This is a genomic window from Frankia sp. CcWB3 (assembly GCF_977927595.1).
The window spans coordinates 1-11,973 of sequence record NZ_CDWRCK010000131.1; the positions used below are offsets into that span (position 1 = coordinate 1).

An 11,973-nucleotide genomic window follows, 5' to 3' on the forward strand; every position below is an offset into this window, starting at 1 on the left:
ACGCTGCCGCCCTGATCTTCCGCAGCCCAGGAGCCTCGTCCACCCCGCCGGCCCGCCCGGCCGACGTCCAGCAGCTCTCCCGCGGCAGCCGGTCGGCACTGCCGGTACCCGGTCACCTGGCTGCCCCACCCGGCTACCCGGTCCGGCGCAGCCAGGTGATCGGGGCGCCGTGGGCGCCCCGGCGCAGTGGTTCGAGCACGTCGTCCCAGGCGGTTCCGAGCAGCCGGTGCAGGCCCCGGGAGAGCGCCTCCCGGGCCTCCCCCCGTTCCAGCAGAGCCCGCAGCGCCGCCTCCCCCACGACAACGTCCCCGTTCGCGGCGATCGCGGCGCGGTGCAGCCCCAGATCGGGGGTGTAGGAGTACCGCTCGGCGTCACACCCCGGTGAGGGTCCCTCGACGGTCTCGAACGTGACGTGCCCGAGCCGGCGCAGCGCGCCAGCCACCCGCCCCGCGGTACCAGGCGACGCCCGCCACTCCAGCCCGGCGAAGAGGAATCCGGGCATACCGGGCTGCGCCGTCCAGGTCAACGACAGTGGCGACGACAGAACGCCGGACACGGCGAACTCCAGGTGCGGGCACAGCGCCGGCGGACAGGCGAGAACCGCCAGCTTGCCCGGCACGGCGAAGGACGACGAGCCGGATGACAGCTCACGAGCTGTCGGGGACATTGCGACCACGCGGGACCTCCGTCGACGAGGAACGCCTTCCCCTGCGCCCGTCGACCCGCCCCCGTTTGGCTGGGTGAATCGTCCCATGGTCCGGCTCAGCGGACTAGCCCTACCTCCTCCTGAAGTATCACTAAATGGCGGGAAGTTTTGTCCGCACCAACCATTGGTGACGGGCTCGGAATGGGCCGATCGGGCAGGTCACCCGAGGAGGCGGGTCGCCCAAGGAGACAGGTCACCCGAAAAGATCAGGCGACGACAGCCGGCGGCCGACGGGCCGACGGGCGCAGGACCGATGAGCCGCCGGGCCGGGAGACCCGGGGTTACGAACCGGCCGACGGAGGTCCCGCGGACGGGCCCTCGGCGGGCGCGGGACGGGCCCCGACAGTCTTGTCCGCCTGGTCCGCACCGCCGAACAGGCCACCGAGGCCACCGAGGGCGGTGGTCAGCTCGCTGGGCACGATCCACAACTTGCTCGCCTGCCCCTGGGCGATCCGCGGCAACGTCTGCAGGTACTGGTAGGCTAGCAGTTTCTGGTCCGCGTTACCCTCGTGGATCGCTCGGAAGACGGTGTCGATCGCCTGAGCCTCGCCCTGGGCGGTGAGGATCTGCGCCTCCCGCTCCCCCTCGGCCCGCAGGATCGCGGCCTGCTTCTCCCCCTCGGCCCGCAGGATCTCGCTCTGCTTGACGCCTTCCGCGGTCAGGATCGCGGCCCGGCGGTCCCGCTCGGCCCGCATCTGCTTCTCCATCGAGTCCTGGATGGACTTCGGCGGATCGATGGCCTTGAGCTCCACCCGGTTAACCCGGATTCCCCACCTTCCGGTGGCCTCGTCGAGCACGCCGCGCAGCTGCCCGTTGATCTGGTCCCGCGAGGTGAGGGTCGCCTCCAGGTTCATCCCACCGATCACGTTGCGCAGCGTGGTGACGGTCAGCTGCTCGATCGCCCGGATCACGTCCGCGATCTCGTAGGTCGCCGCCCGTGGGTCAGTGACCTGGAAGTAGATCACCGTGTCGATCCCGACCACCAGGTTGTCCTCGGTGATCACCGGCTGCGGCGGGAAGCTGACCACCTGCTCCCGGAGGTCGATGCGGTCACGGACCCGGTCGACAACTGGGACCAGGATCGCGAGGCCCGGCGTCAGCGTGCGGTGATACCGGCCCAGCCGTTCGATGACCATCGCGCGCGCCTGCGGCACGATGCGCACCGCCCGGACCAGAAAAATCAGTAGGACCGCCGCGATCACCGCGGCGGCGATCACTCCTGCCATGGCGTACCTCTCACTTTCAGCCCCCTCGATGCCGACCGTCCCGATGTCGGCGCTGTCACATCCACTGGCATCGCCGGGGGCGCCGGGGCCCCGGTCGTCAGAGCTCGAAACTGTGGACGATGGCAGTGGCACCATCGATGCGCAGCACCCGCGCCTCGCTGCCGGCCTCGAGCACGGTGGTGGTGGGGTAGGACCGGGCCGACCAGATCTCTCCCTTGACCTTCACGCGACCCCCGTCGCCGTCGACCCGCTCCACCACCATCGCGCGCTCTCCGACGAGCGCGTCGGTACCCGTGAGCAGGGGCGGCGTACGTTGCAGCTGACGCTTCGCCACCGGGCGCAGTCCCAGCCCGAATCCACCCGCCGCGACCACGAAGGCGACGATCTGCCAGACCAGATCGACGCCGAGCAGCGCGACACCGGCCCCAATGAGCGCGGCCAGCGCGAACATCGCCAGCGTCAGGTCCAGCGTCAGCAGTTCGCCGACGACCAAGGCGCCGGCGATGACGATCCAGATCGTCCCGTCGGACATGACTCCATGATAGACTGCCTAGTTCAGTGGGCGATCAAAGGATCTTCAAAGATCGCAGGCGCCGCAAACCAGGAATGAAGTGACCTCGGCCCGCGAATACCGTTCGGCCCGTAGGCTTCGGTCGTATGTCACAGGTATGGCCCGGCAGCCCCTATCCCCTGGGCGCTACGTACGACGGATCGGGCACGAATTTCGCGATCTTCTCCGAGGTCGCCGACCGGGTCCAGCTGTGCCTGTTCGACGACGCGGGCAACGAGGAGCGGATCGACCTGCGGGAACGGGACGCCTTCGTCTGGCACGCCTACCTTCCCACCGTGGGACCGGGCCAGCGCTACGGCTATCGGGTCCACGGGTCCTACGACCCCGCCCGAGGGCTGCGCTGCAACCCCACCAAGCTCCTCCTCGACCCGTACGCGAAGGCGGTCGACGGGGAGGTCGCCTGGGACCAGGCGGTGTTCCCCTACACCTTCGGCGACCCCGACAGCGTCAACGACGCCGACTCCGGCCCCCACATGATGAAGTCGGTGGTAATCAGCCCGTTCTTCGACTGGAACGGGGACCGCCCGCCACGCCGGCCCTACAACGAGTCGGTGATCTACGAGGCGCATGTCCAGGGGCTGACCAAGAACCATCCCGGCCTGCCGGAGGAGTACCGCGGGACCTACGCGGGAGTCGCCCACCCGGTGATGATCGACTATTATCGCAAGCTCGGCGTGACCGCGATCGAGCTGCTGCCGGTGCACCAGTTCGTCCATGACGAGCATCTGGTCAGCCGCGGGCTGCGCAGCTACTGGGGCTACAACTCCATCGCGTTCCTGGCGCCGCACAGCGGCTACTCCGCCTCCGGCGGCCACGGCCGCCAGGTGCAGGAGTTCAAGGGAATGGTCAAGAACCTGCACGAGGCCGGGATCGAGGTGATCCTCGACGTCGTCTACAACCACACCGCCGAGGGCAACCACATGGGTCCGATGCTGTGCTTCCGCGGCATCGACAACAGCGCCTACTACCGGCTCGTGGACAACCGACCCCAGTACTACATGGACTACACGGGCACCGGCAACAGCCTGCGGGTACGACACCCGCACGTGCTACAACTGATCATGGACTCGCTGCGTTACTGGGTTACCGACATGCACGTCGACGGGTTCCGGTTCGATCTCGCGGCGACCCTGGCCCGGGAGTTCTACGACGTCGACCGGCTGTCATCGTTCTTCGACCTCGTCCAGCAGGATCCGGTGGTCTCCCAGGTCAAGCTGATCGCGGAACCGTGGGACCTCGGCGAGGGCGGTTACCAGGTGGGGAACTTCCCCCCGCTGTGGACCGAGTGGAATGGTAAGTACCGCGACACCGTCCGCGACTTCTGGCGCGGGCAGGACCACGGGATCGCCGAGTTCGCCTCCCGGCTGACCGGATCGAGCGACCTGTACGAGAACAGCGGGCGCCAGCCGTGGGCGTCGATCAACTTCATCACCGCGCACGACGGGTTCACCCTGCACGACCTGGTCTCCTACAACGAAAAACACAACGAGGCCAACGGCGAGGACAACCGGGACGGTTCCGACGACAACCGGTCGTGGAACTGCGGAGTCGAAGGGCCCACCGACGACCCGACCGTCCTGTCCCTGCGCGCCGCGCAGACCCGTAACCTGCTGACGACGCTGTTGCTGTCCCAGGGGGTGCCGATGCTGGTCGCCGGAGACGAGATGGGACGCACCCAACAGGGCAACAACAACGCGTACTGCCAGGACAACCCGATCTCCTGGCTGGATTGGTCGGACGCCGAGCGCAACGCCGACCTGATCGAGTTCACCGGCCTGCTGTCAAGACTGCGCCATGATCATCCGATCTTCCGCCGCCGCCGGTTCTTCCAGGGCAAGTCGCTGCGCGGGCAGGGCGGCACGATGCACGGCGCGGCCGAGGCGGCCACCGGCGGGCAGGCGGGCGGCCAGGACGCGGACGGCAGCGGCGGGCGCTCCGGCGACGACCCCGCCGTCAAGGACGACCCCGCCGTCAAGGACATCGCCTGGCTTCGCCCGGACGGCACGGAGATGTCCGACAGCGACTGGGAGTCCGGGACGGCGCGATCACTCGGCGTCTACCTCAACGGTGAGGGGATACCGGACCCCGACGCGCTGGGCCAGGCCATCATCGACGACTCGTTCCTGCTGTTCTTCAACGCCCACCACGAACCGGTCGGGTTCCAGACGCCGGCGACCAGTTTCGGCAGTTCGTGGGAGATCGTCGTCGACACCCGCCCGTCGACGGCCGAGGTCGACGCCCGGCTCAGCGACACCGCGCTGCTCCACTCGGCCCTCGATCCCGCGAGCATGGGAAGGGCCGTGAAGGCCGGCGATCCCATCGAACTCGACGCCCGCTCGACCGTCGTGCTGCGCCGTGTCAGCTGACCCGGCGCATCCCGGCGGGGGGTACGGCGCCGACCGGATGGTACCGACCGCCACCTACCGGCTCCAGCTCAACCTGGACTTCTCGCTCACCGACGCGGCGGTCGTCGTCCCCTACCTGGCCACGCTCGGCGTCTCCCACCTGTACCTCTCGCCCGTGCTGGAGGCCGCGCCCGGCTCGGCCCACGGCTACGACGTCGTCGAGCACGGGCAGATCAATCCCGAGCTGGGGGGGACCGGCGGGCTGCGCCGGCTCGTCGCCGCGTGCCGCAAGGCGGGACTCGGCCTGATCGTCGACGTCGTCCCCAACCACATGGCGATCGCCCCGGAAACGACGAACGCGGCCTGGTGGTCGGTGCTGCGCGAGGGACCCGAATCCCCCTACGCCAGCTGGTTCGACATCGACTGGGCCTCCCCCGACAACCCCGGCCGGGTGCTGGTGCCGATCCTGGGCGCCGGGCTCGCCGACTGCCTGGCGGCCGGGGAGATCTCCGTCGAACAGGACGAGGACGGCGAGTGGGTCGTCGTCTACTACGACCACGTGCTGCCCGTCGCCGCGGGCACCGCCGACCCCGACGACGTCGCCGCGACCCTCGACGCGCAGTTCTACCGGCTGTGCTGGTGGCGGGTCGCCGCGACCGAGCTGAACTACCGGCGGTTCTTCGATATCACGACCCTGGCGGCGCTGCGCCAGGAGGACCCGGACGTGTTCGCCGCCACGCACCGGCTTCTCATCGAACAGATCCGCGCGGGGACCTTCGACGGGCTGCGCATCGACCATCCGGATGGGCTCGCAGACCCGGAGGACTACCTGCGCCGGCTGTCGGAGGCCACCGGCGGGGTGTGGACCGTCGTCGAGAAGATCCTGGAGGATGACGAGGCGCTGCCGGACACCTGGGCCTGCGACGGCACCACCGGCTACGAGGGGATCGGCCGGCTGACCCGGCTGTTTCTCGACCCGATGGCGGGTCATCCCCTCGCGGTGCTCTACGGCGAGATCACCCACGCGGACCCCGACTACGAGGCCGAGGCGCGGGCCGCCAAGCTCGACGTCCTCGCGGGCGTGCTCCAGCCCGAGGTGGACCGGCTGACGAGCCTCGCGCTCGGGGAGGCCCGGGAGGCCCGGGCCGACCTCACCCGAACCGGTCTGCACGAGGCGATGTGCGAGGTCCTCGCCGCCTTCGACGTCTACCGGGCCTACCTCCGCCCGGACGGCACGCCGAGCCTGGAGGCCCGCGGGCATGTGGTCCGCGCCTGCGAGCAGGCCCGGTCCCACCTGCCGGGCCGGGCGACCGAGGTCGACCTCATCGAGGACCTGGCGCTGGGCGGACCGGCCGAGTTCGTCGTCCGGTTCCAGCAGACCTGCGGGCCGGTGATGGCCAAGGGCATCGAGGACACCGCCTTCTACCGGTATGCCCGGCTGCTGGCGCTGAACGAGGTCGGCGGCAACCCCGGCCGCTTCCCGGCGTTCACGACCGGGCACCCGCGCAGCGCCGTCACCGAGTTCCACGAGGCGAACCTGTCGGTCCAGCGAAACTGGCCACTGACGATGACCACCCTGTCGACGCACGACACCAAGCGGTCGGAGGATGTGCGGGCCCGGCTCGCGGTGCTGTCCGAGGATCCCCGCGGCTGGGCCGAGGTGGCCGGCCGGCTCGTGCGGCTCGGGGAACGCCACCGCGACACCGAGCAGGGCTGGCCCGACCGGGTCACCGTCTACTTCCTGCTGCAGACCCTGGTCGGCGCCTGGCCGCTGCCCGCCGACCGGGCCACGCAGTACATGCTCAAGGCCGTCCGGGAGGCGAAGACCCACACGAGCTGGACCGACCAGGACCCCGGCTACGAGGCGGCCCTGACGAACTACATCGAGTCGGTGCTGGAGGACGACGAGTTCGTCGGCATCCTGGAGCGGTATGTCGCCACGCTGGTGGAGCTGGGCCGGCAGAACTCGCTGGCCCAGAAGCTGCTCCAGCTGACCATGCCCGGGATAGCGGACGTCTACCAGGGCCAGGAGCTGTGGGATCTCTCCCTCGTCGATCCGGACAACCGGCGGGCGGTCAACTACGGTGATCGCACCAAGCTGCTCGCCGAGATCGGTGTGGAGTCGACCGCCGAGACCGGTGCGCCGCGTCGCCCGCCGACCCTCGACGACTCCGGCGCGGCGAAGCTGCTCGTCGTCGCCCGGGCGCTACGGACCCGCCGCGACCATCCCGAATGGTTCGGGGCGGACGCGATCTACCGGCCGCTGTGGGCCTCCGGCTCGGCCGCGGAGAACGTCGTCGCCTTCAGCCGGTCCGAGTCCGTCGTCACCGTGGTGCCCCGCCTCGTCCTCGGCCTGCGCCGCGGCGGCGGCTGGCGGGACACCACCATCCCCCTACCCGAGGGACGCTGGACGGACGTGCTCACCGGCCGCAAACACGACGGCGGCACCGCCTACGTGCTCCGGCTGCTACGCGACTTCCCGGTAAGCCTGCTCGTCCGCGCGTAGCACGCGACGGCCGGCCCCTGCCAACATCTGGTGGCCCGAGGCCCGCAACAATCAACCTGTTGCAATCCCTCGTAGGGATCATGAGGACCGCCCGGGTATAAACACGCAGGTCCAGCGGCGTGTCGCCGGGGTGCGGCGGGGGTCGTTCTGCAGCGAACCTCCGGTCTAACATCATCAAAACGAGATCATGACACAAATGGTGACAGTTGATCAATCTGACAGGCATGAGCGGAGTCACAGGATGTCGCTGGGTGCCGCCCATCCCGCTCCGATGCTCTCGCGGACGGCATCCGCGCCCGGCGGCAAGGTGTAGACCAGGACGTGATCATAGGAGTGATCAATAACCCCCTCGATCCGTCGGCGGAAGCGCAGGAGTTGCGCTGGGCTGAGGTTGCCCTCGAAGACGCTGCGCTGGACGTGATGCAGGTACTGCCGGCAGATCGTAAGCAGCTTGCTGTTGCGTTCCGCGGCCGTGTCGTAGACCACGATCACGAACACCGCGTCACCACCAGATCCGGAACGGCTGGTAGAGCTGCCCCTCCAGGCAGGTCCGCGTCAGCTTGAGTGCCTCGAGGTACATCAGTTCGTCAAACGACGGCCTGCCTCGGACAGGCTGGCGTTGCCCACCTCCGCCTCGAAATGGTCCGGAGTGAGTTGCTCCCGTGCAGCCAACCGAAGCAGCAGCCGCTCCGCGAACAACGGCTTGAGGACCTCGGCCAGGTCCAGGGCGAGGGAGTGCCGATGGCGCTCCATCGAGCTGTGAAGAAAGGCGATGCCGCTGTGCAGCGGGGTGAGCCTGATGGCGGTCAGTGCCCGGGCGTAGATGATCCCGTTCACGTAGCTGATGAAGGCATTCCCCGCGTTCGCGGGCGGGCGGCGGCTGCGCCCGTCGAGGCGTAGCCAGTCAGGCAGTTTTGTGTCGATGATCGACCAGGCGGTTCGACGGAAGTTCCCCTCCGCCGCCATGAGCTGCGCAGTCGTCCCTGCAAGATCGACCCCGGCCTCCAGGCTGTCCAGCGGGCGGCGTAACGCGGACCTGTCGACGACCCGCCGCACGTTGAACGCCGTCGCTCGGACGAGGTCCGCGGCTATGGTTATCGCCACCTCGGGAGTGGAGGCCGCCCTGGCCTGGGCGAGAACCGTCTGACCGGAGACGTGCGCCTCGGCCGGTAGGACGGATCCGGCATAGTCACCGTAGTAGCTGAGCAGGTGCACGCCGATGTCGTGCTGGTTCAGCAGGGTGAGTACGGCAGTGTTGATGTCCACCGGAGCACACGCGACGATGTCCCGCACATCGGTGACGGGGACGTGCACTCTCGTCCCGTCCTCGCGCTCGATCGCGAGGGTGGATTCCTTCCGCCGGATCCGGCAGGGAGACGTGAGCCAGTAGGTTCTGGCGGCTTCGGGCACAGGATCAGTCCGTCCAGCAGTAGTCGAAGAAGCTGCATCCCGTACAGCGAGAAAGATCAAGACGGTCGGGTGCAACGGGTTGCGCGACGACAGCGAGCACGTCGTCGATGTCGGCCAGCGCCGCTGCCCGCCGGCTCTCATCGAACGGCAGCCGCACCGTGCGCCGGGTCGGCCGGTAGTGCAACACGGCGCCACGCGCCTCGACACCCACCGCGACGAGCCGGTGGCAGTAATGGACAGCCTGCGCCTCGTCGGCCGCGGTGGGACGCCGCGACGACTTGACCTCGTGGACCCATAGATCGCCGTCGAGATGGTCGAGCTTCGCCGCGCCGAGATCCACTGGCTGGAACCGTGCGTAGGCGGTGTCGTGGACCGCTTCCCCCAGCAGCACCCGGGCGCTGAGATGCTCCGGCCGCACGCCACGTGAGTACAGCCATAGCTGACGGCGGCAATGATGCAGGTACTTGATGTGGACGCCACCCACGTCCTCGGCCTCCATCAGATCAGCTCGCCGAGTTGGTAGGTGATCGTCGTCCGGCGCTGCGGCCGAATGGCGGTCAGCCCGAGCGTGTCGCTGTACTCGCCGTCGACGACCAGCACATCAAGGTCGCGATCCCATCGGCCGAGGCCCCGCGCATACGACGGCAGCGGGATGAGCAGATCCGCGGCGAGCAGCCGGCCACGCCCACGGGTCTGCCCGCCCTTCAGCCGGGCGGCGTATTCGTCCCGGTCCTGGAGAAGGACCCCTTCAACTCCGTCGAACAGCGTGTCAAACGTCTCCGCCAGCAAGGAGCGGTCCAAGAACGGGCTGTCCCAGGCGAGAAAAGTGGTGGCCCATTCCCTGCGATAACCCCGAACCTCCTCGGCCCACTCCTGCCCCCATTCCGAGTCGTAGATGCCGTCGAGCCAGGTGACCAGCGCCGCCTCGCTGATCTCCTCACCTCGATGGGCGTCGAGCACCGCCCAGGCCGCCTCCGTCGGCTGCTGCGGGTAGACGCCATCGGCATATAGATCGTTGCCCCCGCGCTGGTGTGACCGCATCTCGGGCCGGCATACGAAAACGTCGGCTGGGGGACGGGCACCAGTCCGGTTCACCCGGCCGAATCGTTGCGCCAGCGCATCCAAGGGAGCACCCGAGGTGAACAGGACCTCGAAGTCGACATCCAGGGAGACCTCCACGACCTGCGTGGCGACGACCAGCCCCGGCCGCTGGTCCGCCGGCTGGGCATCGGCGCGGAATCGACCGTACACCGCGTTTTCGATCGCCGCCCGGTCGACCCGCCGGAACCGGGAATGCAGCAGCCAGGCGGCGGGCGCGCCGTCCTCTTCCCCCGCCGGTTCCCCTGCCGGCGCCGCCTTCGCGGACGCCTTCACCGGCGCGTGCTCGGCCAGTTCCTCATACAGCGTCTGGGCGTCGGCGATGTTGTTCGCGACGACCAACACGGACTGGTTCGCGGCCAGCCGTTCTCGGATGAGCGCGATCGTTCGCGGGTCGGTGAGGTGGCCTTCCACCGGGTGGAGGCGGTGCCGATGAGGAGCCGACCGGTAGTCGGCTTCGACGACCGTGAGCGTGCCGGGCGCGTCGGCCGACGCCGAACTTCCCGCCGAGCCTCCCGGATGACCGGCCTGCCGATAATTCGACGGGACGAGACTTTCCCGGACCAGCCTTACCAGCGCGTTCGGTGCGGTCGCGGACAGCACCGCGACGCGTCCGCCCAGCTCCGCCCAGAAACCGGCGGTCGCCAGAATGTATCCGAGCCGCTTCGGGTCGTAGGCGTGCAGCTCGTCGAGGATGAACACTGAGTTGGCGCTGTCGAGCAGGACGCTGGCGTGCACCGCGCCGGCGAGCACCCCGCGTAGCAGTTGGTACGGCGTTCCGACCCGGACCAGCTCCCGGAACAGCCGGGTGGCTTCGGCGCGGGCCAACGCCTTCCCGGCCGCGCGATCCCGGACCGCCACCTCGCTCGCGCCAGCTGCCGGCGTCTCGTCATCTCCGCAGAGCGATCGGGCCAGGTGGTAGGAGGCTGCCCGGGAGTGGCTGACCCCGACCGCTGCCGCGCCATCATGATCCCGCAGGTCCCGGTCCGCGAGGCGGTCCGTCATCGCATTGATCGACGCAAGGTAGGGCAGCGTGTAAAACAGCCGCGGCACCCCGCCGCCACGGGCCACGATGTCCTCGACCTGGGCCGCCGCCCAGAGCAGCCCGCCTTCGGTCTTGCCGCTGCCCGTCCAGGCCCGCAGCAGTAGATGCCCCCGCACCCGGCCGGCTGCCGCCTGATGCGCCCGGATCTTCTGGCCCTTCTCGGCCAGCCGGACCGTCAGCCTGGCTGGGTAGCCGGCGTCGAACGGCTGGTGGGTGCGCAGCGAGCCATGCCCGCTGGAGAGATGGTCGGCCATGGTGACCGCACCCTGGAGAAGGACACCAGCGAGGCCCATCGGGCGGCGCACCGGCCCCTCGACCCAGGTATCGAGCAGCTCATGAAGGACGGTCTGCGCCTGCTCGACCAGGACCGTCGGATCGACGTCGGCCGACAAGCCGGTGATATCGGATACGCCAGATAAATCGGACCAGCCGACCAGGTCCGACTCGCCAGGCTGGTCGGACAGGCCAGGCGCGTCGGAGGTGAGCGATGCGGCGGTCAGCCCGGCCGCCTCGGCTCGTTGCCAGAACCAGGCAACCAGGTCGGCGGTGCGACCTTCGTCGTAGGGACCCAGTGCTCTGGCCAGATCGGCAACGGTCGAGTACCGCGGATACAGCTGGCTCAGTGACGGCCTCCCTTCGCCTCCCTCCAGCGGACGGTGGTGGGTGGCGACCCCCGCAGCCACCCAGCGGCGGTCCTCGGCATCCGCCACCAGCCAGTCGAGAAATCCGAGGGAGAGGACCTCGTGCCGGTGCCCCCAGCCGATCCCGGTCGCCATCATCCGCTGGAATCCGTCCGCGATCTTGCCCGCGTCATGCAGCAGTGCCGCCCAGGCCGCGATCATCCAGAACCGGCGCCGCAGCGGGTCTGGCAGGACGTCCAACGTCCCCAGCCGCCGTCGGATGGCGAGCAGGGCGTCGAGCGTGGCCGCCAGGTGCTCGGTCAGCGACTCACCGGCGGGCCGAAAATTGGTCGGCGGTTTGGCCAGCAGCTCGGCAAGCGACCGATCGCGCCCGTCCGATGGCCCTGAGGACACCGAGGACACCGCACTCACGGCTCCACCTGGGC

The 11,973-nt window shown here is 69.2% G+C and carries 8 protein-coding genes and 1 pseudogene; 2 read left to right on the forward strand and 7 right to left on the reverse strand.

What is annotated here, in order from left to right:
* Nucleotides 1-133: 133 nt before the first annotated feature.
* The 3 genes from ACY5KJ_RS11695 to ACY5KJ_RS11705 all read right to left on the reverse strand — a co-directional run bounded on the left by ACY5KJ_RS11695 (nt 134) and on the right by ACY5KJ_RS11705 (nt 2,464).
* Entirely contained in the window at nt 134-667 is a 534-nt protein-coding gene (locus ACY5KJ_RS11695) for a DUF3145 domain-containing protein (protein WP_462187536.1), read from the reverse strand.
* Nucleotides 668-987: 320 nt separating this feature from the next.
* Nucleotides 988-1,932, reverse strand: a complete 945-nt coding sequence (locus ACY5KJ_RS11700; RefSeq protein ID WP_462187527.1) for an SPFH domain-containing protein — start codon at nt 1,930-1,932, stop codon at nt 988-990.
* Nucleotides 1,933-2,029: 97 nt separating this feature from the next.
* On the reverse strand, nt 2,030-2,464 hold the full coding sequence (locus ACY5KJ_RS11705) for an NfeD family protein (RefSeq protein WP_462187528.1): 435 nt from the start codon (nt 2,462-2,464) through the stop codon (nt 2,030-2,032).
* Nucleotides 2,465-2,589: 125 nt separating this feature from the next.
* Between ACY5KJ_RS11705 and glgX the strand changes: the two genes are divergently transcribed.
* Together glgX and treY are read left to right on the forward strand one after the other, a co-directional pair.
* The gene (glgX, locus tag ACY5KJ_RS11710; protein WP_462187529.1) at nt 2,590-4,869 is read left to right on the forward strand and encodes a glycogen debranching protein GlgX; all 2,280 of its coding nucleotides are present in this window, start codon (nt 2,590-2,592) and stop codon (nt 4,867-4,869) included.
* Between the two features lie 37 nt (nt 4,870-4,906).
* A complete protein-coding gene (gene treY, locus ACY5KJ_RS11715) occupies nt 4,907-7,354 on the forward strand; it encodes a malto-oligosyltrehalose synthase (RefSeq protein WP_462187537.1) in 2,448 nt (815 codons plus the stop codon).
* Between the two features lie 234 nt (nt 7,355-7,588).
* On the opposite strand, the gene cas2 is transcribed toward treY, so the two are convergent.
* From cas2 to cas3, 4 genes and pseudogenes are all read right to left on the reverse strand, one after another.
* Nucleotides 7,589-7,852, reverse strand: coding sequence for a CRISPR-associated endonuclease Cas2 (gene cas2, locus ACY5KJ_RS11720; RefSeq protein ID WP_462187530.1), 264 nt, complete (start codon nt 7,850-7,852; stop codon nt 7,589-7,591).
* Between the two features lie 4 nt (nt 7,853-7,856).
* Nucleotides 7,857-8,764, reverse strand: a pseudogene (cas1, locus tag ACY5KJ_RS11725) (CRISPR-associated endonuclease Cas1).
* Between the two features lie 4 nt (nt 8,765-8,768).
* Nucleotides 8,769-9,263, reverse strand: coding sequence for a CRISPR-associated protein Cas4 (locus ACY5KJ_RS11730; RefSeq protein ID WP_462187531.1), 495 nt, complete (start codon nt 9,261-9,263; stop codon nt 8,769-8,771).
* Entirely contained in the window at nt 9,263-11,959 is a 2,697-nt protein-coding gene (gene cas3 / locus ACY5KJ_RS11735; RefSeq protein WP_462203358.1) for a CRISPR-associated helicase Cas3', read from the reverse strand. Before cas3 ends, ACY5KJ_RS11730 begins: the two co-directional genes overlap by 1 nt.
* Nucleotides 11,960-11,973: the final 14 nt, after the last annotated feature.

Excerpts from the sequence above, each read along its gene's own strand:
- ACY5KJ_RS11705 (WP_462187528.1), bottom strand. The coding sequence starts at position 2,464 with ATGTCCGACGGGACGATCTGGATCGTCATCGCCGGCGCCTTGGTCGTC.
- ACY5KJ_RS11730 (WP_462187531.1), bottom strand. The coding sequence starts at position 9,263 with ATGGAGGCCGAGGACGTGGGTGGCGTCCACATCAAGTACCTGCATCAT.
- glgX (WP_462187529.1), top strand. The coding sequence starts at position 2,590 with ATGTCACAGGTATGGCCCGGCAGCCCCTATCCCCTGGGCGCTACGTAC.
- treY (WP_462187537.1), top strand. The coding sequence starts at position 4,907 with ATGGTACCGACCGCCACCTACCGGCTCCAGCTCAACCTGGACTTCTCG.
- ACY5KJ_RS11695 (WP_462187536.1), bottom strand. The coding sequence starts at position 667 with ATGTCCCCGACAGCTCGTGAGCTGTCATCCGGCTCGTCGTCCTTCGCC.
- ACY5KJ_RS11700 (WP_462187527.1), bottom strand. The coding sequence starts at position 1,932 with ATGGCAGGAGTGATCGCCGCCGCGGTGATCGCGGCGGTCCTACTGATT.